Origin of the sequence: Phenylobacterium sp. (genome assembly GCF_035475775.1) — a bacterium.
GTDB lineage: Bacteria > Pseudomonadota > Alphaproteobacteria > Caulobacterales > Caulobacteraceae > Phenylobacterium.
The window spans coordinates 1-22,289 of the sequence record NZ_DATIMC010000006.1 but is presented as its reverse complement, the minus strand read 5'-3'; the positions used below and the strand labels follow the sequence as shown (position 1 = coordinate 22,289).

Annotated in this window: 21 protein-coding genes and 1 pseudogene; 11 read left to right on the top strand and 11 right to left on the bottom strand. The window is 69.9% G+C overall.

Going from position 1 to position 22,289, the window contains the following annotated elements; translation table 11 throughout:
- Positions 1–514: Gfo/Idh/MocA family protein (locus VLI41_RS00970; RefSeq protein WP_422662115.1), on the top strand; the 514-nt coding region annotated here is incomplete at its 5' end.
- A gap of 63 nt (positions 515–577) precedes the next feature.
- Here the strand turns inward: VLI41_RS00970 and VLI41_RS00965 are convergent.
- The gene (locus VLI41_RS00965; protein ID WP_325266182.1) at positions 578–3,439 is read right to left on the bottom strand and encodes a TonB-dependent receptor; all 2,862 of its coding nucleotides are present in this window, start codon (positions 3,437–3,439) and stop codon (positions 578–580) included.
- 202 nt (positions 3,440–3,641) lie between these two features.
- Between VLI41_RS00965 and VLI41_RS00960 the strand changes: the two genes are divergently transcribed.
- Positions 3,642–4,121 (top strand): glutathione peroxidase, encoded by a 480-nt coding sequence (locus VLI41_RS00960; RefSeq protein ID WP_325266181.1) that lies wholly within the window; start codon positions 3,642–3,644, stop codon positions 4,119–4,121.
- A 114-nt stretch (positions 4,122–4,235) separates the two neighbouring features.
- Here the strand turns inward: VLI41_RS00960 and VLI41_RS00955 are convergent, their stop codons facing one another.
- Both VLI41_RS00955 and VLI41_RS00950 read right to left on the bottom strand, forming a co-directional pair.
- Complete coding sequence (locus VLI41_RS00955; protein WP_325266180.1) at positions 4,236–5,231, bottom strand: MDR family oxidoreductase; 996 nt, start codon at positions 5,229–5,231, stop codon at positions 4,236–4,238.
- Between the two features lie 13 nt (positions 5,232–5,244).
- Positions 5,245–6,090, bottom strand: coding sequence for an enoyl-CoA hydratase-related protein (locus VLI41_RS00950; RefSeq protein ID WP_325266179.1), 846 nt, complete (start codon positions 6,088–6,090; stop codon positions 5,245–5,247).
- 66 nt (positions 6,091–6,156) lie between these two features.
- Between VLI41_RS00950 and VLI41_RS00945 the strand changes: the two genes are divergently transcribed.
- A complete protein-coding gene (locus VLI41_RS00945) occupies positions 6,157–6,576 on the top strand; it encodes a globin (RefSeq protein WP_325266178.1) in 420 nt (139 codons plus the stop codon).
- Positions 6,577–6,641: 65 nt separating this feature from the next.
- Here the strand turns inward: VLI41_RS00945 and VLI41_RS00940 are convergent, their stop codons facing one another.
- Positions 6,642–9,440, bottom strand: coding sequence for a TonB-dependent receptor (locus VLI41_RS00940; protein ID WP_325266177.1), 2,799 nt, complete (start codon positions 9,438–9,440; stop codon positions 6,642–6,644).
- Positions 9,441–9,857: 417 nt separating this feature from the next.
- On the opposite strand from VLI41_RS00940, the gene ilvD reads away from it, so the two are divergent.
- Entirely contained in the window at positions 9,858–11,591 is a 1,734-nt protein-coding gene (gene ilvD, locus VLI41_RS00935; protein ID WP_325266176.1) for a dihydroxy-acid dehydratase, read from the top strand.
- Between the two features lie 7 nt (positions 11,592–11,598).
- Positions 11,599–12,282 (top strand): aspartate/glutamate racemase family protein, encoded by a 684-nt coding sequence (locus tag VLI41_RS00930; RefSeq protein ID WP_325266175.1) that lies wholly within the window; start codon positions 11,599–11,601, stop codon positions 12,280–12,282.
- On the opposite strand, the gene VLI41_RS00925 is transcribed toward VLI41_RS00930, so the two are convergent.
- From VLI41_RS00925 to xth, 4 genes are all read right to left on the bottom strand, one after another.
- Entirely contained in the window at positions 12,275–12,970 is a 696-nt protein-coding gene (locus tag VLI41_RS00925; protein WP_325266174.1) for an NnrU family protein, read from the bottom strand. The genes VLI41_RS00930 and VLI41_RS00925 overlap by 8 nt on opposite strands.
- A gap of 33 nt (positions 12,971–13,003) precedes the next feature.
- On the bottom strand, positions 13,004–13,666 hold the full coding sequence (locus VLI41_RS00920; protein WP_325266173.1) for a hypothetical protein: 663 nt from the start codon (positions 13,664–13,666) through the stop codon (positions 13,004–13,006).
- Between the two features lie 63 nt (positions 13,667–13,729).
- The gene (locus VLI41_RS00915; RefSeq protein ID WP_325266172.1) at positions 13,730–14,212 is read right to left on the bottom strand and encodes a MarR family winged helix-turn-helix transcriptional regulator; all 483 of its coding nucleotides are present in this window, start codon (positions 14,210–14,212) and stop codon (positions 13,730–13,732) included.
- A 2-nt stretch (positions 14,213–14,214) separates the two neighbouring features.
- Positions 14,215–15,009 (bottom strand): exodeoxyribonuclease III, encoded by a 795-nt coding sequence (xth, locus tag VLI41_RS00910; protein ID WP_325266171.1) that lies wholly within the window; start codon positions 15,007–15,009, stop codon positions 14,215–14,217.
- A 242-nt stretch (positions 15,010–15,251) separates the two neighbouring features.
- Between xth and VLI41_RS00905 the strand changes: the two genes are divergently transcribed.
- The 4 genes from VLI41_RS00905 to VLI41_RS00890 all read left to right on the top strand — a co-directional run bounded on the left by VLI41_RS00905 (position 15,252) and on the right by VLI41_RS00890 (position 19,875).
- The gene (locus VLI41_RS00905; RefSeq protein WP_325266170.1) at positions 15,252–16,619 is read left to right on the top strand and encodes an MFS transporter; all 1,368 of its coding nucleotides are present in this window, start codon (positions 15,252–15,254) and stop codon (positions 16,617–16,619) included.
- A gap of 78 nt (positions 16,620–16,697) precedes the next feature.
- Positions 16,698–18,236, top strand: a complete 1,539-nt coding sequence (locus VLI41_RS00900) for an acetyl-CoA acetyltransferase (RefSeq protein ID WP_325266169.1) — start codon at positions 16,698–16,700, stop codon at positions 18,234–18,236.
- Positions 18,237–18,262: 26 nt separating this feature from the next.
- Positions 18,263–19,057, top strand: a complete 795-nt coding sequence (locus VLI41_RS00895) for an SDR family NAD(P)-dependent oxidoreductase (RefSeq protein ID WP_325266168.1) — start codon at positions 18,263–18,265, stop codon at positions 19,055–19,057.
- Positions 19,058–19,059: 2 nt separating this feature from the next.
- Positions 19,060–19,875: a phytanoyl-CoA dioxygenase family protein gene (locus VLI41_RS00890; protein WP_325266167.1), complete on the top strand. Its 816-nt coding sequence runs from the start codon at positions 19,060–19,062 to the stop codon at positions 19,873–19,875.
- 19 nt (positions 19,876–19,894) lie between these two features.
- Here VLI41_RS00890 and VLI41_RS00885 read toward each other — a convergent pair whose 3' ends face one another.
- A complete protein-coding gene (locus VLI41_RS00885) occupies positions 19,895–20,128 on the bottom strand; it encodes a hypothetical protein (protein ID WP_325266166.1) in 234 nt (77 codons plus the stop codon).
- 308 nt (positions 20,129–20,436) lie between these two features.
- Between VLI41_RS00885 and VLI41_RS00880 the strand changes: the two genes are divergently transcribed.
- The gene (locus tag VLI41_RS00880; RefSeq protein WP_325266165.1) at positions 20,437–20,658 is read left to right on the top strand and encodes a hypothetical protein; all 222 of its coding nucleotides are present in this window, start codon (positions 20,437–20,439) and stop codon (positions 20,656–20,658) included.
- A gap of 91 nt (positions 20,659–20,749) precedes the next feature.
- Entirely contained in the window at positions 20,750–20,959 is a 210-nt protein-coding gene (locus VLI41_RS00875; protein ID WP_325266164.1) for a hypothetical protein, read from the top strand.
- On the opposite strand, the gene VLI41_RS00870 is transcribed toward VLI41_RS00875, so the two are convergent.
- Complete coding sequence (locus VLI41_RS00870) at positions 20,950–21,780, bottom strand: metallophosphoesterase family protein (protein ID WP_325266163.1); 831 nt, start codon at positions 21,778–21,780, stop codon at positions 20,950–20,952. The genes VLI41_RS00875 and VLI41_RS00870 overlap by 10 nt on opposite strands.
- Positions 21,780–22,289, bottom strand: a pseudogene (locus VLI41_RS00865) (hypothetical protein); the annotation flags it as partial. The gene VLI41_RS00870 and the pseudogene VLI41_RS00865, both read right to left, overlap by 1 nt.

Below are 22,289 nucleotides of genomic sequence, written 5' to 3'. Positions count from 1 at the left end.
GCAGCCGATCCTGCTGGAGGCGCTGCGCCACGGGCCGCCTTCGGAGCGCAGCCAGGACGTCTCGGCGGTGCTCGACCTGATGATCCACGATCTCGACCTGGCGCTGACGCTCTCGGCCGCCGAGCCGGTGACCGCCGAAGGGGAGGGGCGGATCGGGCCCAGCGGCGCCTGGGACGAGGCCCGCGCGGAGCTCACCTTCGAGGCGGGCTTCACCGCCCGCTTCGACGTCTCGCGCATGGCCGAAGCCCGCCGCCGCGCCATGCGCGTGGTCTTCCCGTCCGGCGAAGTGGAGCTCGATTTCCTGGGGCGCACGCTGCGCAACACCACGCCCTATCCGCTCAACCGCGACTATGCGGAAACGCCGGCCGCGAAGGATCCCCTGGGCGTCAGCGTGGCGGAATTCCTGGCCGCGGTGCGCGGCGAGACGCCGCGTCCGGTGGTCACAGCCCCCGAGGCGATCCGCGCGCTGGACCTGGCGCTGGCGGTGGAGCAGGCGCTGGAGGAGGCCGGCTGAGCCGCAAATGAAAAGGCGCCCCGCCGGAGCGGAGCGCCTTCCCCCAGGGTGGCCCGAAGAGGCCTAGAAGAACTTGTAGCGGAACTCGATCCCGTAGGTCCGGGGCGGCGTCGTGTAGAAGGTCTTGCGGATGCCCTGCACGCAGTTGATCACGCCGCCGGCGATCACCGGGCTGCAGGTCAGGCCCGCTGGAAGCTTGCCCGCAAACACCGCCGAAGTGGCGCCGTTCAAGAGCTCGCTCGTCGCACCTTGGTCGTAACCGGTCTTGTTGAAGATGTTCTTGATGTAGGCGATCACCTCGTACTTGTCGTTGGTGTCCTTCCACAGCGCCCGCGCATCCCACTGATCCCAGGACGGCGCCTCGTTGTACCAGCGGGTGAAGATCTCGCCGTACGCCTTGTCGCGCCACGACCAGGACACGTTGCCGGTGATCGAGCCCGAGTTCAGCCGCCACGTGTAGTTGGCGGCCACCGCGACCTTGTTGCGCGGCGCGTTGGGCAGGTCGTTGCCCGACAGGTCCTGGACCCGTTGGAAGCCGCCGTTCGGCAGTCCCAAGGTGTTCGGGTCGGCAACGCAGTCGCCCGCCACAGCCGCGCCGCCAGCGGTGCACTGTGCAATCGTGTGGAGCGGCTTGGAGCCGGGCTGCACGGCGCCGGGGTCCGTAAGGTCCTCGGCCATGCCGTGTTCGATCCGGGTGTTGTTGTACGAGTAGTTCAGGATCAGCTGCAGGTTCTCGATCGGCTGCCACAGCGTCTCCAGCTCGAAGCCGGCGGATCGAGACTTGGGCACGTTGTAGAACGAAGTCGTGCTCTGCGCGAACGGCTGCCCGCCGACGCTCCCGCTCTGCACGACCGAGATCGGAATCTGCAGGTTGTCGTAGCTGTAGTAGTAGGCGGCCATGTTGGTCTGGAGGTTGTCGCTCCAGTTCTTCTTCAGGCCGATCTCGTAGGCGTCGACCGTCTCCTTGTTGGAGAACGGCAGGAAGCTGAGGACGGTGAAGATACCGATGTTGAAGCCGCCCGAGCGATAGCCGCGGCTGTAGCTGGCGTAGAGATTGGTGTCGGGGTCAGGCTGCCACTCGGCCTTGGCCGTGCCGGTGATCGCCTGCCACGATGCGTCGTAGTGGCGGCTCGCGAAGCCGGTGGCCGGGTCGAAGTTGGTCGGCCCGCTGACGCCGAAGGGAATCTGGTCGACGCCGACGCCGGTGCCGGCCGCGACCACGGTGTTCACCCCCGTCAGATCGAGCGGCGCGGAGAAGATCTCCGGGGGAATCCCGCTGAGGCAGGCCGGCAGGCCGAAGCACAGCAGGCGCACCGATTCCGTGCCGTCCTTGCGGTCGTGCGAATAGCGCAGGCCGCCGGTCAGGGTCAGCGTCGGGAGCACCTTGTAGCTCAACTGGCCGTAGGTCGCATACGAGGTGTCGTGGACGTCCGGACGGTTGTCGAACCGCCGGCCGATCCCGGGCGCGCAGGTGACCGATTCCAGATTGGGCGCCGCGCCCGAGAGGCAGACGCCGAACGGCGGCGAGATGTCGAACTGGGTCTGCCGCGTATCCTCTTCGGTCAGCACCGGCTGGGTGTAGTGCTGCTTGAAATAGTAGAAGCCGGCGATCCACTGCAGCGGCCCCTCGGACGTCGAGACGAGGTTCAGCTCGTGGCTCCAGAAACCATTGTGTTCCTGGTAGTTGAAGGATTCCAGCGGGAAGAACTGGGTCGCCCCGGAGGTGAAGGAATCCACCGGCGCCTGGCGCGTGCCGTTCGGCACCGAACCGGTCAGCACGTAATAATAGTGCACGCCGCCGGTGATGTACTTCACGTCGAATCCGGGCGCGTGGTAGGTCCACTCGCTGGCCACCGTGTAGGCGTTCGGCAGGCGAACCCGATAGGGGATCGGATCGGGTTTCAGCCACGGGCTGTTGTGCGCGGTGTTCACGCAGCCAGACGGGCTCAGAAGCACGACGTTGGTCGCCAGGCCCGAGCAGCCGAAGCCTTCGTTGATCGCCGTCGCGAACTGCGGGAATTCGATGATGTTGAAGCCGTTGCCGCCGACCGGGTTGCCCGGCGAGATGTCCGGCAGGACCTGGTTGGGATGGGTCGGGTCGGCGCTGTAGATGTTGGGCGACCAGCCGCCGGACTGGGCGCCCGGGCCGCCGGCCCCGTTCTGCCAGGTGTTGTAGTTGATCTTCGACCACATCTCGAGCTTGTCGTTGAACTGCACCGAGATCTGGCCTTCGATGTAGAAGGTGTTGATCACGTTGCCTTCGGACGGCCGCCCAGGCGTGGTGTTCTTGATGTAGCCCTCGCTCTGGTTTTCCCATTGGCCGGCGAGGCGGAACTGCACCTTGTCGTTCAGCGGACCGGAGACCGCGAACTCCAGGTTGGAGTGGTCATAGTTGCCGTAGCTGGCGCGGGCCTCGGCGTACCATTCCTTGGTCGGCCGCTTGGAGACCTCGTTGATCGCCCCGGCGATGGCGTTGCGGCCGTAGAGGGTGCCTTGCGGGCCCCGCAGCACCTCCACGCGGTCCAGGAACAGGGTCGAGGCGCCGGCGCGCACCGCGAACGTCTCGTAGACGCCGTCGGAGTAGTTGGCGACCGAGGCGTCGGCCGAAAGCACGTTGGTCAGGCGGCCCAGGCCGCGCAGCGTGATCCGGTCGGTGGACGTCGAGTACTGCAGACCCGGCGTGAAGTTGGTCATGTCCTGGATCGACTGGATGCCGACCACGTCGCGGGTCTTGTCCGTGAACGCCGAGATCGCGACCGGCACGTCCTGCAGGTTCTGCTCGCGCTTCTCGGCGGTGACCACCAGCTCTTCGATGGTGGTGGCGGCGGCGGCCGTGGTGCCGGTCCGCGTCTGCGCCAGCGCGGTCCCGCTCAGCGACGCGGCCAGAACGGCGCTGGTCGCCATCAGATATGGCTTGAACTGCATCTAAAACCTCCCCGACTGCTCGGCTGTTTCGCCGGTCAGCTTGGCGGAAGCTGAGCTTCGCGCGGCGGAGCGTCAACGCAAAATCGGAGCTTTGTTCGTCGAGCGGCGCTTTCTGACCGGTTGGTGAAACCCGCAGGACACAGCTATCGTGATTGACGCCCACGTCACCTGCCGCACGCGGGCGAAACCTGGAGACCAGATCATGAGCGCAAGCGCCCACGAGTTCGCATTCGAATCGATCACCGGCGGCGAGCTCCCCCTGACGAGCTTCCGGGACAAGGTGGTCCTGGTGGTGAACACCGCCTCAAAATGCGGCCTCACCCCGCAGTACGAAGGCCTCGAGCGGCTCTATTCCGACTACAAGGATCGCGGCCTGGTGGTGCTGGGCGTGCCCTGCAACCAATTCGCCGGCCAGGAGCCGGGGACCGAGGCCGAGATCAAGGGCTTCTGCGAGACCCGCTTCAACGTCGACTTCCCGATGACCTCCAAGGTGGACGTCAAGGGCGAGACGGCGCACCCGTTCTACAAATGGGCGAAGAACCAGCTGGGCGAGCCGGCCGAGCCGGTGTGGAACTTCCACAAGATCCTGATCGGCAAGCACGGCGAGGCGATCCGCGCCTTCGGCCCGCGCACCGATCCACTGGACACCGAGGTGACGGCCGAGATCGAGAAGGCGCTCTGAATCCGCTCATTCCCGCGCACGCGGGACTCCAAGCGGCGCATCTTGCGTGCGCGCACGGCTGAACGGACGGCTGAGGGTCAGCTTGGGTCCCCCGCCTGCGCGGGGACGAGCGGCTCAGGCGTTCACGTCGACGAGCACGCGGCCGCGCACCTTGCCCTCGACGATCTCCGCGCCCAGCCGCGGCAGGTCGTCGAGGCCGGCCCGCACGGTCATGGCGTCCAGCTTGGCGAAGTCGAGGTCGCGCGCCAGCCGGCCCCAGGCCTCGATGCGGTCCGGCTTCGGCCGCATCACGGAATCGACGCCGGCCAGCGTCACGCCGCGCAGGATGAAGGGCGCCACCGAGCCCGGCAGGTCCATCCCCTGGGCGAGGCCGCAGGCCGCCACCGCGCCGCCGTAGCGGATCTGCGAGAGCACGTTGGCGAGCGTGTGGCTGCCGACCGCGTCGACCGCGCCTGCCCAGCGCTCGCGCGCCAGCGGCCGGCCCGGCCCCTGGAGTTCGGCGGCGTCGATCACCTCGGCGGCCCCGAGGCCGGCCAGGTAGGCGCCTTCGCTGTCCTTGCGCCGCGACGAGGCGACCACGCGGTAGCCGAGCCTGGCGAGGATCGCGATGGCCACGCCGCCCACGCCGCCCGCCGCGCCGGTGACCAGCACCTCGCCCTTGTCCGGGCTTACGCCCAGCCGCTCCAGGCTCAGCACGCAGAGCATGGCGGTGTAGCCGGCGGTGCCGATCGCCATGGCGCGGGCGGTGGAGATCGCCTCGGGCAGCTTGACCAGCCAGTCGCCCTTCACGCGGGCCCGCTGCGCATAGCCGCCGTTGTGGCTCTCGCCGACCCCGAAGCCGTTCAGCACCACCCGCTCGCCCGGCTTGACCTCCGGGTTGGTCGAGCTCTCCACGACCCCGGCGAAATCGATCCCCGGGACCAGCGGCCAGGCGCGGATGATCGGCGAGCGGCCGGTGAGCGCCAGGCCGTCCTTGAAGTTGAGCGTCGAGTGCTCGACCCGCACGGTGACGTCGCCGTCGCCCAGCTCCGCGGGCGTGAGCTCTTCGAAGCGGAGCTCCTGGCCGGCCTCGGTCTTGTGCGCGCGCAGGGCGCGGAAGGTGTCGCTCACTTGGCTCGTCTCCTCAGGACCGCGGCTTGGCGGCCGCCGGCTTCGGCGCCAGCCCGAAGCGCTCGCCTCTGCGGCCCCGGACCGCGAGATCCACGCTCAGCAGCCGCCGCTCGCCCGCCACGCGCATCTCGTGGCCCGGCATGTACATCATGGCCACGTAGTCGCCCAAGGAGTCTTCGACCGCGTTCGAGAAGCCCTGGGCGTCCTGCGCCTTGTTCATCTGGATCTTGGCCATGCGCAGGACCTCCGGGCTGTTCTCCGCCACGCGACGCGCCCAGGCGAGGCTCTCGCGCTCCAGCTCGGCCTTGGGATAGACCCGGTTGACCAGGCCGTACTGCGCCGCCTCCGCCGCCGAGATGAAGCGGCTCTCGAACACCAGCTCCTTGGCCCGCCGGATGCCGATGTCCCAGGGGATGGTGTTGTACTCGACGAACCCCCCCAGGAACTCCGCGTCGTCGGCGGCGAAGATCACGTCCATGGCCGCGGCCAGCATCCAGCCGGCGTAGATGCAGTAGCCCTCGACGATGGCGAGCGTCGGCTTGGGGAAGTTGCGCCACTTGAGCAGCAGGTCGAGGTTGTAGGTCTTGAACTGGTCGTAGGTCTCGATCCCCGGCTGGGCGCCCTGGGCGTAGCGGTAGGCCATGCCCTCGGGCGTCCCGAGGTCGTGGCCGGTCGAGAACACCCCGCCGGCGCCGCGCACGACCACCACGCGCACCTCCCGGTCGGCCCGCGCCAGCTCGAAGGCCTGGTCGATCTCGTCCAGCATCCGGTAGCTCTGGGCGTTGCGGTAGTCCGGCCGATCGAGCGTGATGAAGCCCAGCCCCTCGCGCACGGCGTAGTCGATGTCCTGGAACTCCACGCTTGGCCTCCCTGCCTTATCGTTGTTCAGACTATAGGCAGGCGAGCGCGAAGCGTCGAAGGGCTGATGGTGGAAGCGGAGTTGGCGTTGCGCGAACGCGAGATCCTCGAGGCGAGCCTTGAGGCGCTGGCCGCGCGGGCGGGCGATCCGACGGCGGCGGTCTATGAGCGACTGTTCGCCCGCTACCCCGAGACCGAGGCGCTGTTCGTCCGCGACCGCAACGGCGCGGTGAAGGGCGAGATGCTGGCCAAGGTCTTCGAGTGCGCCCTGGACCTGGCCGGGCCCAACGCCTACGCCGCCAACTTCATCCGCTGCGAGGTGGTGAACCATGAAGGCGTCGGCGTGCCGCGCGAGCTGTTCCCGCGCTTCTTCGAGGTCGCGGTCGATGCGTTCCAGGCGCTGATGGGCGAAGCCTGGACGCCGGAGGTCGACCGCACCTGGCGCGGGCTGATCGCGCGCATGGCGGCGCTCGCGCAGGGCGCCTGACGCGCCAAAGAAAAGGCGCTCCGCCGGAGCGGAGCGCCTGAGGCCTCTTGGGGAGAGAAAACGCCCTAGAAGAAGCGGTACTGCAGTTCGACGCCGAACGTCCGGGGCGGCGTCAACAGGTAGGTGCTGGCGATCCCTTCGTTGACCGGCACGGCGACCGCCGAGGCGGGATTCGAGAGCGGCAGGCCCAGCGCGTAGCCGGGCGTGAAGCCGGCCTGGCGCGCCGCGGCGGCCCCGCCCTCGTAGCCGAGGTCGTTGAAGATGTTCTTCACGAAGGCGATGACCGTGTACTTGTTGTTGCGGTCCTTCCAGCTCAGGCGGGCGTCCCATTGGTCGTAGGACGGCGCCTGGTAGTACGACCGGTTGAAGATCGATCCGTACTGCTTGTCCCGCCAGATGTAGCTCACCGAGCCGATCAGCGAGCCCGGCGCGAAGTCCCAGGTGTAGTTGACGTTGACCGCCACCTTGTTCTTCGGCGCGTTCGGCAGGTTGCCGCCCGAGAGGTTCTGGCCGCGCTGCAGGTCGCCGGTGAAGACGTCGCAGCCTGGCGTGGTCAGCGTCGGGCAGGCGGTGAGCGCGCCCAGCGGCTTGGCGCCCGGCGCAACCGCGGTCGGATCGGCCGGGTCGACCACGCCCGAGCCCCGGGTGATGTGGGCGTCGAGGTAGGAGTAGTTGAACAGCACCTGCAGATTGTTGATCGGCTGCCAGGTCGTCTCCAGCTCCACGCCCTGGCTGATCGCCTTGGGGATGTTGAAGAAGATCGACTGGCCGAGCGCCGTGCCGCCGCCGGTCGGGATGATGGTGATCGGCACCTGGTCGTTCTGGTAGTTGTAGCGGAACACCGCCAGGTTGGCCTGCAGGGTGCGGCCGAACTCCTTCTTCAGGCCGACCTCGAACGAGTCGAGGTGCTCCGGCTGGGTCTCCGGCGCGGCGCCGAGGGTGGTGTCGATGCCGACCCGGAACCCGCCCGCCTTGTAGCCGCGGCTATACCGGAAGTAGGCCATCGTGTCGGGCTCGGGATCCCACTGCAGGCCGAACGTGCCGGTGGTGGCGCTCCAGTGGTCCTTGTAGGTGCGCGAGGCGAAGCCCGTCGCCGGATCGACCTTGGTGTTCGACGAGACGCCCGGCGTGCCGACGCCGCCCGGGAAGCCCGGATAGCCGCTGACCACGGTGGGCACCTGGGTCAGGTCGAGGACGAAGTTGGAGCCCAGGAACTCCGGCGCGACCCCGCAGGCCGACGCGTCGAAGCACAGGACGCGGACCGATTCCTCGCCCTTCATGTCGTCGCGCGTGTAGCGCAGGCCCAGCGTCGTCTTCCACTGCGGCGTGAACTGCCAGTCGATCTGCCCGAACGCCGCCTTCGAGGTGATCTGCATGTGCGGGCGGTCGTCGTAGATGCGGTTGTCGCCCGCCAGGTTCGGGCACGCGCCGCCGGTGAAGGCGCAGGCGCCGGCCAGGCTCGAGATGTTCAGCCCGAGCGAGGGCTGGTCCATCAGCGTCGTGTAGACCGGCTGCCGGTATTCCTCGCCGTAGTAGTAGAGCCCGGCGATCCACTGGAACGGCCCCTTGTCGGTGGAGGCCAGGTTGATCTCGTGGGAGATCCAGTTCTCCTGCTCCTGGTAGTTGAAGGCGTACCGCGGATTGACCGTCGGCCCGCCGCCGGGAATCACCAGCGTGCTCGTCTGCGTCGCCCCCAGCGTGCCCGCCGGCAGCACGCGCGGCAGGGTGTAGGAGATGATCGGGGCGGTTTCGACCGGCTGCGGACCGGTCAGGAAGTAGTGATAGTGCGTCCCGCCCGCGATGTACTTCAGGTCCATGTTGTCGAAGTGGTAGGTCCACTCGCTGGCGAAGATCATCGTGCCCGTGAGCTTGACCTGATAGGGCACGTCGCTGGCGAACTTGCGGGGATCGCTCGCCGACGGATTGGTGCAGGCCTGGGCGAGCGGGATGCCGCCCGCGGTGGCCACGTTGGTCACGCCCGTGCCAGGCAGGCAGGCGTAGCCTGCGTTCATCACCTGCGGCGGGTTGGCCACCTCGAAGTTGGCGTACGGCGCCGGCGAGTAGCTGTTGCGCGAGCCCGGTCCGCCGCCGTCGTTGTGCCAGTCGGCCCAGGCGAGCTTCATCCAGCCGTCGAAGCGGTCGTTGAATTTGAACTTGAGCTGGCCCTCGACGTACTTGGTGTCGATGACATTGCCCTCGGAGGGCATGCCCGGGACGGTGTTCTTGTACCAGCCCTCGGTCTGCTTCTCCCAGTTGGCCCCGAACCGGAAATCGACGCCCGGGATGAAGGTCGGGCCGGAGATCGCGCCTTCCAGGATCGAGTGGTCGTAGTTCTGGTACTGGCCGCGGACCTCGGCGTACCAGTCGTCGGTCGGGCGCTTGGAAATGATGTTGATCGCGCCGCCGATCGAGTTGCGGCCATAGAGGGTCCCTTGCGGACCCCGCAGCACCTCCACCCGGTCCACGAACAGCGGCGTCTTGCCGGCCTCGACGGTGGAGGAGGTGTAGATGCCGTCCGAGTACTGGGCGACCGAGCCCTGCGCGGCATGGACGTTGGTGTTGCGCCCGACGCCGCGCAGCGTGTTGCGGTCGTTCTGGACGTTGTACTCCAGCCCCGGGGTGAAGTTGGTCATGTCGGTGATCGTGTTGACCCCGATCAGGTCCCGCTTCTCGGAGGTGAAGGCGGAGATGGCGACCGGCACGTCCTGCAGGTTCTGCTGACGCTTCTCGGCGGTGACCACCAGCTCTTCGATGGTGTTCGACGCCGCCGCGGCGGTCCCGCTCGCGGTCTGGGCGTGGGCCGCCGCAGCGAACGAAGCCGCCGCCACTGCGCTGGTCGCAAGAAGACTGAACTTGAATTTCATCGTCGCGCTGCCTCCCCGCAGCTGGAATGCGCGGTATGGACCGCGCCTCATGGGGAGGGCGCTGCTGCGATGACGGCGGAAACGCGTCAATCCGGCGGCGGCTAAGTTACCGGCGATAACTTACTAACCGTCACCAGGATGGCGCCGAGGACACAGACCCGGCCTGCAAATGACGCGAAATCGCCCGCTGCGAGCGCCGGTCGCAGAACGATGTTCAACTTCTGGTTTGGTCTGCCGAGCGCCGGCTCGGGCGCGAGCGGTCGCAAGATGCTACTTTGCCGTGTGCATGGCAGAGGCACGCGAGTGGCTCCCCGCCGCTGAGGCAGGGCCGCGATCGCGTCTCCCGGGCGGGCTTCGGGCTTTCCCCGCGGCGGCGCGCCTTCTAAGGAAGTCGCGCCTCGCACTCGGAGCCTGACCATGCACCGCCGCCCGGACGGAACCTGGGACAAGACGCGCCTCCCCAGCCGCCACGTGACCGAAGGACCGGCGCGTGCGCCGCACCGCTCCTACTACTACGCCATGGGGCTCGGCAGCCGCGAGATCGCCCAGCCGTTCGTCGGCGTGGCCTCCTGCTGGAACGAGGCGGCGCCTTGCAACACCGCGCTGATGCGCCAGGCGCACGCGGCCTCGGAAGGGGTCAAGGCGGCCGGCGCCACGCCGCGCGAATTCGTCACCATCACCGTCACCGACGGCATCGCCATGGGTCACGAGGGGATGCGCTCCTCGCTGGTCAGCCGCGAGGTGATCGCCGATTCCGTCGAGCTCACCATGCGCGGCCACGCCTATGACGCCCTGGTCGGCGTCGCCGGCTGCGACAAGTCGCTGCCCGGCATGATGATGGCCATGCTGCGCCTCAACGTGCCCTCGGTGTTCATGTACGGCGGCTCCATCCTGCCCGGCCGTTTCGAGGGCCATGACGTCACCGTGCTCGACGTGTTCGAAGCCGTCGGCGCGCTCGCGGCGCACCGGAACGAGATGACCGACGCCAAGCTGCAGGCGCTGGAGCGGGTCGCCTGCCCGGGCGACGGCGCCTGCGGCGGCCAGTTCACCGCCAACACCATGGCCTGCGTCTCGGAAGCCATCGGCCTGGCCTTGCCGCTCTCCTCGGCGCTGCCGGCCGCCTACGAGAGCCGCGACGCCTATGCGAAAGCTTCCGGCGAGGCGGTGGTGCGGCTGATCGAGAGGAACATCCGCCCGCGCGACATCTGCACCCGCAAGGCGTTCGAGAACGCCGCGGTGGTGGTGGCGGCGACCGGCGGCTCGACCAACGGCGCGCTGCACCTGCCGGCCATGGCCAACGAGGCGGGGATCGACTTCACCCTGCGCGACTTCGCCGAGATCGCGGCGCGCGCCCCGTACATCGCCGACCTGAAGCCCGGCGGCCGCTTCGTCGCCAAGGACATGGGGGAGGCGGGCGGGGTGCCGATGCTGATGAAGACGCTGCTGGAAGGCGGCTTCCTGCACGGCGACTGCCTGACCGTCACTGGCAAGACGCTCGCCGAGAACCTGGCCGACGTCCAATGGCGCGACCAGGAGGTGATCCGGCCGGTGTCCAATCCGCTGTCGCCGACCGGCGGCCTGGTCGGCCTCTGGGGCTCGCTTGCGCCGGAGGGCGCCATCGTCAAGGTCGCCGGGCTGAAGCATCAGAAGCATCGCGGCCCCGCCCGCGTGTTCGACGGCGAGGAGGCCTGCTTCGCCGCCGTCGAGGCGCGCGCCTACAAGGAGGGCGACGTGCTGGTGATCCGCTACGAGGGTCCGCGGGGGGGTCCGGGCATGCGCGAGATGCTCTCCACCACCGCCGCGCTCTACGGCCAGGGCGTCGAGAACGTCGCCCTGGTCACCGATGGCCGCTTCTCCGGGGCGACTCGCGGGCTCTGCGTCGGCCACGTGGGCCCGGAGGCGCAGGCCGGCGGCCCGATCGCCCTGGTCAAGGACGGCGACATCGTCACCATCGACGCCGAGGCCGGGACGATCGAGCTGGAGGTCGATCCCATCGAGCTGGAGAACCGCCAGCGCCACTGGCGCCCGCGCGAGACGGGCTATGGCTCCGGCGCGCTCTGGAAGTTCGCCCAGCAGGTGGGCCCTGCCTACAAGGGCGCCGTGACCCAGCCCGGCGCCCAGGCCGAGCGGCACGTCTACGCGGACATCTGAGGTGCGGATGCTGGGGCTCATCGGCGGGATGAGCGCCGAGAGCACGGCGGTCTACTACCAGGCGATCAACCGGCTGGTGCGCGAGCGGCTGGGCGGCCTGCACTCGGCCAGGCTGATCCTCTGGTCGGTGGACTTCGCCCCGATCGCCGAAGCGCAGGCCAGGGACGACTGGGCCGCCACCGGCCGCGAGCTCGCCCAGGCCGCCGTCCGGCTGGAGTCCGCCGGCGCCGAGGCGCTGCTGATCTGCGCCAACACCATGCACCTGAATGCGGCCGAGGTTCAGGCGGGGGTCTCCATCCCGCTGATCCATATCGCCGATGCGACCGCCCTGGCGCTGAAGGCGAAGGGCGCCGCCCGGCCGCTGCTGCTCGCCACGCGCTTCACCATGGAGAAGGCGTTCTATCGCGACCGGCTCGTGGCGGCGGGCCTGCCGGCGCTGATCCCCGCCGAGCCGGACCGGGCCCGCCTGCACGCGATCATCTACGACGAGCTGGTGAAGGGCGTGATCCGGGCGCAATCCAAGGCGCTGGTCATGCAGATGATCGCGCGCGGCCGCGCGGCCGGCGCCGACGCGGTGATCTTCGGCTGCACCGAGATCGGCCTGCTGCTCGACCCGGATGATCTCGGCCTGCCCGCGGTCGACACGGCGATCGCCCATTGCGAGGCGGCGGCGGACTTCGCGCTCAGCTAGGCAGCGCCGGCGCGCCGAACAGATAGGGGTGCGCCCAGGCGAGCAGCGCCCAGACCGCGACCGCGAGCGCGATGCGCCACCAGCCGATCTCCGCGATGTCCAGCCGCTGGCGCCCGGCCGCGATCGCCGCAAACGGGACGTTCGAGGTCTGGGCCGCAAACGGCTCCCAGCTCTTGCCGAGCTTGCGCCGCCGCTTGGCGTCGATGCTGACCGTCCCGAACAAGGCCAGCGCCAGGAGCGAGCCGAACAGGATCAGGCTGGTGGCGGCGCCGTTGACCAGCAGATGGCCCGCCGCCCACACCGCGACGCCCCACAGGAACGGATGTCGGGTGATCCGCAGCATGCCGCGCACCACGTCGACGCGGCCCAGCGAGCCCTCCTGGCGCACGCTGGTGGGGTTGGGCGTCGTCAGCCCCGGCACGACCAGCAGCATGGCCAATAGCTGGACGGCGATCTGGATCCAGCGCGTGGCCGGCGTGATTCCCCAGAACACCTCGTCGGCGGCCGAGCCGCGGGCGCCGGCGTAGGCGAGCCCCAGCCAGACCAGGGCCGCGATCGAGGCCAGGCTGAACAGGCCCATGTAGGGGCCTTCCCCGATGCGCGCGGCGAGCGCGTCGCGCAGGCGCGTGCCGGAGATCAGCAGGTGCAGCAGCACGAAGGTGGCGGCCGCGGCGATCAGCAAGCTCATGCGAAGTCCCCCGGGCGGAGTTGGCGTGTCGGTTCAGAAGGTGAAGCGTTCGTCGTCTTCGGGGTCGAACGGCGGCGGCTGCGCATCGGCGACCTGCGGCGGCTCCGGCTCCGGCTCCGGCTCAGACGCCGGCGGCGGCGCGGCGGCGACCACCGGCGCCAGCCGGCGGGGCAGCGGGCGGCGGAACAGGGCCTCGGTGCGCGCCAGCCAGCGGTTGGCTTCCTCCATCGCCTCCGCGGCCGTCGGCCAGCCGCGCCGGGCCGGGTCGGCCGCCATCCAGAGGTCGAGATCGAAGTCGGGATGGGCCGGATCGCTGAACAGCAGGCGCAGCCGCACCAGCCGCTCGGCGCCGACCAGGCTGTCCAGCGCGCGGCGGGCCTCGCCGCGGTGCACGCGGCCCATCACCTGGCCGTCGGCGACGAGTTCCGCCCCGATCAGCTCGTCCACGCCATAGATCAGGCACCAGGCCCCGCCGTCCCAGGCGACCGCCAGCAGGTTCTTGCTGAAGTTGAAGCCGACGCCTCGGCCGCGGCCACGGGCGATCAGCTGGGCGTGAGGCGCCTCGCCAAGCACCTTGCGCAGTCCCCGCGAGACGCGCCGGCTCTCGTCCATGGACCAGGCTGCAGCGGCGCCGGCCAGGGTCAGGCCCAGGCCCCCCACGACGACCAGAAGCAGCAGCCTCGTCATCTCGCCCATGGCGCGAAGCTACGCCCAAGCCTGAGTCTGACCTAGACCCCGGCTCGCAGGCTCGCCCAGCGCCTATTTCGGCGCGCGGCGGGTTGCGGCGGCCGGCTTTGCAGGCGTCGGCTCATCCGTCAGCCGACGCAGCGTCTTCAGCAACTCGCGGAAGATCGGCGCGCTGGCGGAAAGCTCGCGAAGGTTGGTGGCGACCACCTGCTCCAGCAACACTTCGGCTTCGGCGGTCGGCCGCAGGAGGATCCGGCGACGGTCGAGCGGCGAGGGGTTGCGGGTGACGAGGTCCCGCTCCACCAGGCGCGCCACGAGGCCCACCGCGCTGTGGTTCTTGATCAGCAAGGCTTCCGCGAGCTCGCTGATCGTCATCGGCTCTGCGCCTATGTGGGCGCGGATGGCGAGCAGCGCCTGGTGCTGCTGTGGGGTCAGGCCGACGGAATGGGCCGCGTTCTCGCTGAACGCGGCGAACCGGCGCAAGGCGTGCCGGAAGGCCGCCATCGCCTGGTAGTCGGCGCCGACGAGGCTTTGGCTCGGGTCGCGATCGGCCATCTTCAGGTCTCCAGTTCGATGGCCAGCGGGACGTGGTCGGAGGGCTTTTCCCAGGATCGCACGTCGCGGTGGATCGAGGCGCCGCGCAGGATGTCGGCGGCCTGCGGGGAGAGCAGGGCGTGGTCGATGCGGATGCCGTTGTTCCTCTGCCAGGCGCCGGCTTGGTAATCCCAGAAGGTGTAGCCGCCCGGCGCGCCGTTCACCTCCAGGTAGGCGTCGGTGAGGCCCATCCACTTCAGCGACCGGAAGGCCTCGCGGCTCTCGCGCTGGAAGAGGGCGTCGGAGGTCCAGTTCGCCGGGTGCTCGGCGTCGCGCGGCTCGGGGATGACATTGTAGTCGCCGAGCAGGGCCAGGGGCTCCTCCAAGTCGAGGAGCGCCCGGACATGCGCCCGCAGCCGGCCCATCCAGGACAGCTTGTAGCCGAACTTCTCGGTCCCGATCGGGTTGCCGTTCGGCAGGTATATGGAGGCGACGCGCACCGGCCGCGGTCCCGAGACCACCGCCTCCACGTAGCGGGCGTGGTCATCGCCGTCGCCGCCATGTTCGCGATGGGTCGGCAGGCCGCGGCGGACGTCGTCCAGCGGAAATTTCGAGAGGATCGCCACGCCGTTGTAGCTCTTCTGGCCGTGAATCGCGAGATTATAGCCAAGTCGTTCAAACGGTTCGGCCGGAAACTTCTCGTCGACGCACTTGATCTCCTGCAGGCATGCGACATCGGGCTTGGCCTCTTCGAACCAGCGCACGACCGTCCCCAGCCGCGCATTGACCGAATTCACGTTCCAGGTGGCGATTCGCATCCGCCCAGGCTCTCCCGACATTGCGAGGTTATCGGCCCGGCGGCTCCGGCTCAAGCGGCCCTGCGGACAGAGCCTCGGCCGCAAGGGCTTGATGCGAACCGCCAATCACGGCGCCGCCGGTCATGCTTCCCTCGCCTCTCGAGCGGCGCAATCGTGTTGCCCTTCGGCGGCGCGACCCGGATGATGCCGGCGAAGATCGGACTCGCAGGCGTCCGATCGGGCCCGCGTTCGGAGATCGCGACTTGAGCGACAGCGACTTCTCGGTGCTCGACGAGCAGCGGTTCCAGGCCTTCCACTGGCGCGCGATCCTGACCACCGGCCTGGGCGTGTTCTGCGACGGCTACGACCTGTCCTCCATCGGCCTCGTGCTGCCGCTGGTGCTGGCCTCGTTCGGCACCGCCACGCTGAGCAGCGTGGACAGCGCGCTCCTGGCCGCCTCGGCGCTGGTCGGCGCGGCGGCCGGCGCAATGGTGTTCGGGGTGTTGGGCCAGTGGGGCCGCAAGCGGTTCTACGGCTACGACGTGCTGATCCTCGGCCTGGCGGCCTTCGCCCAGGCGTTCGCGCCGAATCTGGCGTGGCTGATCGTGCTGCGCTTCATCCTGGGCCTCGGCGTCGGCGCCGATTACGTGCTCTCGCCGGTGATCATGGCCGAGCACTCCAACCGGGCCGACCGCGGCCGCGCGCTGGGCCTTGGCTTCGGGACCATGTGGCCGGTGGGCGCGCTCGTCGCGGCGGTGTTCACGCTGCTGCTGCAGGCGCTGCACGTGGCCCCGGACCTGCAATGGCGGCTCGTGCTCGGGGCGGGCGCCATCCCCGCCCTGGCGGTGCTCTATTTCCGTCGCCGCATGCCCGAGACGGCGCGCTTCCTGGCCAGGCTCGAAGCCAACCGGGCCGAGGCCAGCAAGGTGATGGCCGAGATCGGCGGGCAGGAGGTCGCGGCGCCTTCGGCCGACACCCGGCCCTTCGGCGAGGTGTTCGCCGCCCACGCCCGATGGATCTTCTCGGGCGCGCTGTTGTGGATGATCTACGACCTGGTGGTCTATGCCACGATCCTGTTCGGCCCCTCGCTGATCGCCAAGGGCATGGGGCTCGGCCCCGTCGACTTCACGCTGCTGATCGAGCTGGTGTTCGTGGTGCCGGCCTCGCTGCTGATGTCCTGGTTCCTGATCGACAGGATCGGGCGCAAGCCGCTGCAGGTCTGGGGCTTCGCCATCTCCGCCGTGCTCTTGATCATCTTCGCCATGCTGCGCTCGAAGCTGGCCGGCGCGCCGGCCCTGGCCTTCATCGTCTACGGCCTGTTCAACGTCTCCCAGACGGGCCCGGGCCTGGTGTCCGGCGCCGGGGTGTTCGGCGTCGAGCTCGCGCCCACCCGCATCCGCAGCGTCGCCCAGGCGATCACCGTCGCGGGCGGCCGCATCGGCGCGGCGATCAGCGGCTTCGCCTTTCCGCTGCTGTTCGGCGCGATCGGCGAAATCTCGACCATGTTGATCCTGGTGGCCCTTTCGGTGGCAGGCGCGATCTGCACCCAGCTCCTGGTGCCCGAGACCAGCGCGCGCTCGCTGGAGGAGATCAACAGCGAGACGGCCGCGGCGATCCGGCCGGCCCAGTAGCCGTCGCGCGGTCGCGCTTGGGCGCCGTCGCGTCAGCCCGCTAGGCTCCGGCCGGACGACCAGAGCAGGGGAGGCCGCGTGGACGCGCGTACGCCAGTGATCATCGGGGTGGGCGAAGCCTCGGAGCGGATCGGGGAGCCCGGCTACGAAGGCCTGTCGCCCGTCGAGCTTGCGGCCCGCGCGGCCCAGGCGGCGCTCGACGATGCCAAGGCGCGCATTCCGGTCGCGCCGCAGATCGGGGTCGTGGCGGCGGTGCGGCAGTTCGAGACCTCGGGCCCCAACGCGCAATCGCCGTTCGGCCGCTCGAACAACTTCCCGCGCTCCGTCGCCAGGCGCATCGGCGCCGATCCGAAGCGGGCGATCCTGGAGCCGGTCGGCGGCCAGGGGCCGCAGCACCTGGTCAACGAGTTCGCCGGCGCCGTCGCGCGCGGCGAGATGGAGCTCGCCCTGATCTGCGGCGCGGAGGCGATCTCCACCCTGCGCCACCTGCTCGGCCAGGGCGAGACCCGCGACTGGAGCGAGACGATCGAGGGCGGCCTCGAGGACCGCGGCTACGGCATGGAGACGCTGGTCTCGCCCGAGCTCAACGGCCATGGCGTGCGCACCGCGATCCAGCACTACGCCGTGTTCGAGAACGCCCGGCGCGCCAGGCGCGGCCTGGACCGCAAGGCCTACGCCCTGGAGATGGGCGAGTTGTTCGCCCCGTTCACCAAGGTCGCCGCCCAGAACCCCCACGCCATGAGCCACGAGGTGTTCGACGCGCCTGCGCTCGCCACGATCTCCGAGCGCAACCGTATGGTCGCCGATCCCTTCCCGCGCCGGATGGTCTCGCGCGACCAGACCAACCAGGGCGCCGCCGTGCTGATCGCCTCGGCGGAGAAGGCCCGCGAACTCGGCGTCCCGCAGGACCGCTGGGTCTATCTGCACGGCGCCGCCGACGTCGCCGAGCGCAAGCCGCTCGATCGGGCTGACCTCGCGGCCTATCCGGCGGCCGGACTGGCGGGGCGCGCGGCGCTGGCCTCAGCCGGGATCGGTGTCGACGAGGTGGCCCTCATCGACCTCTACTCCTGCTTTCCGATCGCGGTCTTCGACGTGCGCGACGAGCTCGGCCTGCGACCGGACGATCCTCGGCCGCTGACGCTCACCGGCGGGCTGCCGTTCTTCGGCGGGGCCGGCAACAACTACTCCATGCATGCCATCGCCAGCGCCGTGCGCGGCCTGCGCGAGCGGCCGGGCGCCTACGGCTTCGTCGGCGCGAACGGCGGCTTCCTGTCGAAGTATTCGGTGGGCGTCTATTCGAGCAAGCCGGCGCAATGGCGCGGGCTCTCGTCCGCCCCCTTGCAGGCGCAGGTGGAGAGCTGGGCCGCGCCGGCCGCGGCGCCCGACGACGCAAGCGAAGGCGTCGTCGAAAGCTACACGATCGACTATGGCCGCGGCGCGCCCGTCGCGACGCTGGTCTGCCGGACCGCCGCCGGCGAGCGCTTCTGCGCCATGAGCGATCCCGACGATCCCAGCCTCGCCGCCGCCATGGCGCAGGCCGAGCCGCTCGGAGCCGGGATCGCCACGCGCCGGGACGAGCGCGGGCGCCGCATCGTCAGCCGGTTCGATCCGGACTGAGCCCAAGGACACCAGGGAGAGACGCGATGGACGACATCTTGAGCCTCGGCGGGCGCGTGGCGCTGGTCACCGGGGCCGGGCAGGGGGTGGGCCGCCAGATCGCGCTGCACCTCGCCGCGCACGACTGCGGCGGCGTCGCCGTGAACGACTATTTCCAGGAGCGCGCCGAGGCGGTCGTCGAGGAGATCAAGGCCGCGGGCGGCAAGGCGCTCGCCGTGCAGGCCGACGTCACCGACTTCGAACAGGTCAAGGCCATGGTCGCCAGGACGGCCGAAGAGCTCGGGCCGGTGGGCGTGCTGGTCAACAACGCCGGCAACATGGGCGCGAACCCGCCGCAGGAGGGCATGGGCAAGCCGTTCTGGGAGGTGGGCCCGGAGGTCTGGAACGCGGCGATCGGCGTCAACTTCTACGGCGTGATCCACACGGTCAGCGCGGTGGTCCCGGGCATGATCGCCCGCCAGGCGCCGGGCCGCATCATCACCATCATCTCCGACGCCGGCCGCTACGGCGATGCGGGCCTGGAGATCTACGGCGGTGCCAAGGCCGGAGCGGCGGGCTTCACGCGCGGCGTCGCCCGCAGCCTCGGGCGCTACGGCGTCACGGCCAACTCCATCGCCATCGCCGCCACCCGGACGCCGGCGACCGTGCGCATGTTCTCCGATCCCGAGCGCATGAAGCGGCAGTTCGAGCGCTACATCGTCCGCCGGCCCGGCGAGCCCACCGACATCGCCAACATGGCGCTGTTCCTGGCTTCGGACGCGAGCAGCTGGATCACCGGCCAGACCTATCCGGTGAACGGCGGCTTCACCCTGGCGCTGTAGGCATGACCTCGGCCGCCGCATACGACTGGCCGGCCCTGCGCCAGGCCTACCGCCGCGACGGCGTCGTCAAGCTTCCCGGCGCGCTCGATGCGGACCAGCTCGCCGCAACCCTGGCGGCCTACGAGTGGAGCCTGGCCCACCCCGGCCCCGGCGCCTCGAAGGACCGCCACACCCCGGACGTCACCTTCTACAACGACCTCTTCAACCCCGAGGCCCTCAGCGGCTATCGCGGCATGCTGCAGGCCTCGCCGATCCCGGCCCACGTCGCCGCGCTCTGGGACACGCCCGACGTCTGGTTCTTCTATGAGCAGGTGTTCCTCAAGCAAGGCGGCGAGGTCCGGCGCACGCCGTGGCACCAGGATTCGTCCTACCTCGCCATCGCCGGCGAGGATCTGGCGGTGGTCTGGATCAGCTTCGATGCGCTCGGTGCGGCGGATTCCCTGGAGTTCGTGCGCGGCTCCCACCGCGGGGTCCTCTACAACGGCTCAGCGTTCAAGCCGGGCGACGACACCCATCCGCTGCACCCGAATTCGTCGTTGCCGCGGCTGCCCGACATCGAGAAAGCGCGGTCGGACTGGGACATCGTCGCCTGGGCCGTGGAGCCGGGCGACGTGATCGTGTTCCACCCTCAGACGCTGCACGGCGGGGCGGCCACCCACGGCGGCATGCGGCGGCGCACGCTGACCTTGCGCTTCTTCGGCCAGGACGCCGTCTACGATCCGCGCGAGGGCGGGGCTGGGCCCCCGATCAAGGGCTTCCACCAGCGCCTGCGGCCCGGCGAGCCGTTCCGCGACCCGAGCTTCCTCAAGCTGCTCTAGGCCGTCCCTGCCTCGGCGTTCAGCCCTCCGCCCCCGTCCCCGAGCCGGAATCGTCGAGCACGCCGAAATCGCGTGACCGGGACCGCCCGTCGACCTGGCCATAACCCTCGGCGGCCAGCCCGCGCTTCAACAGCTCCCGGACCGCCGCCGCGCGGCTCGGCATGCGGCGCGCGAACCGCCAGTCATCCAGGGCGCTCAGCTCGTCCTCGCTCAGCATGATCTGCAGCCGTTCGTCGCGGTTCAGCTCAGACATGGACCCCTCTCCAATGTTCTCAATCTCCTGACCGGCGCGCAAATGGGCGCTTCAGGGCGCTCAACGCACAACCTCAACTTGGGTTTCTTGCTCAACTGGCGGCGCTGGCGCCGGGCCGGCAAGCTGCGCCGCTTAAGTCAGGTACTGATCATGTATAAATTTACAAACTGTCAGTAATCGGAAGACGTGGATGGATATTTGAGTTGATTTCTGGCCCGGGTGGGAGTTCTCTGTGTGGAGAGGTTGGCGTCGCAGGATCATCCGAAGCTGCGGCGGGGCAGAGGCCAGGAAGCGAGACGGCAGGGCCTATGAGCGCATTCGAGATCTTCGTCGACGATGACCGTTACTCGGTTCCCACCCTCCTCCTGATCGCGTCAGACGACGAGGCGCAGGCGCGGCGCGAGGCGGTGGCCCTGCTGCTCGCCAGCCGCCATCACCTGGGCGTCGAGGTGTGCCGGGGCGACGACCGCTTGCTGGCGCTCGGCAGCTTCGCCCGAGGCGCGCGGCGCATCCGCCAGCTTCGGCCATAGCCGCGCCGAATAAGATCGGCGGCTGCAAGGGACCCAGATCGTCCGCCGACCGTTGCATGCGCGGGACGGCGGATCATCGGGAAAGCGTCGCATGAGGGCACGAGACGTCCGCGCCATCGTCTTCTGGATCACGACCAGCCTTCTGCTTCTGGTGTTCAGCTATGGGCTTACGCGCAGCGTCATCGTCGCCGCGGCCTTAGCCGCCGCTTACAATGCGTGGCTGCTCACCCGCCGTCGCGCGCGGCGGGTCGTCGGACGCCTGAAGGGCGAGGTCGACTGGAGCGGCTACTATCAGGACTGAGGGCTGGTCTCCCGCGCGCGCTCGGCCGCCGCGGCCAGATCGGCGAGCGGCCGGCGCGTCCAGACGTCCTCCACCGGCCGCCGGGCCTGCAGCACCTCGCGCTCCCCGTCGCAAAGCCGCAGCGCGGTGAGCACGCCCGTCGCGTAGGCGCCGGTATCCAGCCCCAGGCGATGCGCCAGGAGCTGGGGCGCCTCGCCCTCCCAGGTGTGGCCATGGACGACCACCTTCTCGAACGGCCCGGCCGCGTCGAGGAAGCCCTTGCGGATCCATAGGAGGTCGCGCTCGGTCTGGCGCTCCAGAGGGACGCCCGGGCGCACGCCGGCGTGGACGAAGACATAGTCGCCGGCCTCGACCATGAGCTCCAGGCCCTGCAGCAGCTTCAGGTGCGCCGCCGGCATGCGATCGAGAAGCTCGTCCCGGGCGCGCACGAACTCGCAGGGTCGGTCGTCGGCACGCGGTGGGATCACGCCATAGGCCGCGAGCGTCTCGGCCCCGCCGAAGCCGAGCCACAGCCCCGCCCGCTCCGGAGCGTCTAGGAATTCCAGCAGCGCCTGCTCATGGTTGCCCTTGAGCAGCCGCACTTCCAGATCGGGGCGTCGCTGCAGCCAGACCAAGGCCTCCACCACCCGCGCCGATTGCAGGCCGCGGTCGACGTAGTCGCCCAGGAAGACGAGCAGCGGCCGCCCGCGTCCGCCGCGCCCGGCATCGTCGCGCGCGATCAGCGCCAGCAGGTCGCGCAGCAACTCGTAGCAGCCGTGCACGTCGCCGATCGCATAGATCAGCCGGCCGTCGGTCAGGCGCGGACCCGGCGCCCGCGGCATCACGACCACCACGGGGCGTAGCGCGGACGCCAGGACGTGCGCGCAGCCAGGTCCTGGTTGTCCCGCCGGGCTCGCCAGGCGGCCCGCTCGATCTCGGCGGCGAGGGCGCCATAGCCCGCCGCCAGCCGCCGCGGATCGTGGGCCCGCGCGCGGCGCATCGCCTCCCAACGGTCGCGGTACGACACCAGCGCGCGCCGGGGCGTCCCTGCCCGGATGGCCGCCGCGTAGGCGTCGCGCAGCCGTCGGTCGGCGGCCGTGATCCGGGCATAGGCGTCGGGCGCCGGTCCGGCGTGAGGCGCCGCGCGGGGCGATCTCGTCAGCGCCCGCTCCGGCCGCGCCTGCATCGGCGCGGGCGTGGCCGCTTCGGCTTGCGTGGCCGCGACGCTCGGCAGGGGATCGATCGGACCGGGCGCGGGCGCAGCCGGGGCGGCCGAGGCGACCTCCACCCGGAGGGGCGGCCGCGGCGGCGAGGCGGCCGGACGTTCGGAGCCACGGGTCATCAGGAACCC

Bases quoted from the DNA above. Each gene is read 5' to 3' on its own strand.
- VLI41_RS00965 (WP_325266182.1), bottom strand. From the start codon at position 3,439: ATGCAGTTCAAGCCATATCTGATGGCGACCAGCGCCGTTCTGGCCGCG.
- VLI41_RS00960 (WP_325266181.1), top strand. From the start codon at position 3,642: ATGAGCGCAAGCGCCCACGAGTTCGCATTCGAATCGATCACCGGCGGC.
- VLI41_RS00945 (WP_325266178.1), top strand. From the start codon at position 6,157: ATGGTGGAAGCGGAGTTGGCGTTGCGCGAACGCGAGATCCTCGAGGCG.
- VLI41_RS00940 (WP_325266177.1), bottom strand. From the start codon at position 9,440: ATGAAATTCAAGTTCAGTCTTCTTGCGACCAGCGCAGTGGCGGCGGCT.
- ilvD (WP_325266176.1), top strand. From the start codon at position 9,858: ATGCACCGCCGCCCGGACGGAACCTGGGACAAGACGCGCCTCCCCAGC.
- VLI41_RS00930 (WP_325266175.1), top strand. From the start codon at position 11,599: ATGCTGGGGCTCATCGGCGGGATGAGCGCCGAGAGCACGGCGGTCTAC.
- VLI41_RS00925 (WP_325266174.1), bottom strand. From the start codon at position 12,970: ATGAGCTTGCTGATCGCCGCGGCCGCCACCTTCGTGCTGCTGCACCTG.
- VLI41_RS00920 (WP_325266173.1), bottom strand. From the start codon at position 13,666: ATGGGCGAGATGACGAGGCTGCTGCTTCTGGTCGTCGTGGGGGGCCTG.
- VLI41_RS00915 (WP_325266172.1), bottom strand. From the start codon at position 14,212: ATGGCCGATCGCGACCCGAGCCAAAGCCTCGTCGGCGCCGACTACCAG.
- xth (WP_325266171.1), bottom strand. From the start codon at position 15,009: ATGCGAATCGCCACCTGGAACGTGAATTCGGTCAATGCGCGGCTGGGG.
- VLI41_RS00895 (WP_325266168.1), top strand. From the start codon at position 18,263: ATGGACGACATCTTGAGCCTCGGCGGGCGCGTGGCGCTGGTCACCGGG.
- VLI41_RS00890 (WP_325266167.1), top strand. From the start codon at position 19,060: ATGACCTCGGCCGCCGCATACGACTGGCCGGCCCTGCGCCAGGCCTAC.
- VLI41_RS00885 (WP_325266166.1), bottom strand. From the start codon at position 20,128: ATGTCTGAGCTGAACCGCGACGAACGGCTGCAGATCATGCTGAGCGAG.
- VLI41_RS00880 (WP_325266165.1), top strand. From the start codon at position 20,437: ATGAGCGCATTCGAGATCTTCGTCGACGATGACCGTTACTCGGTTCCC.
- VLI41_RS00875 (WP_325266164.1), top strand. From the start codon at position 20,750: ATGAGGGCACGAGACGTCCGCGCCATCGTCTTCTGGATCACGACCAGC.
- VLI41_RS00870 (WP_325266163.1), bottom strand. From the start codon at position 21,780: ATGCCGCGGGCGCCGGGTCCGCGCCTGACCGACGGCCGGCTGATCTAT.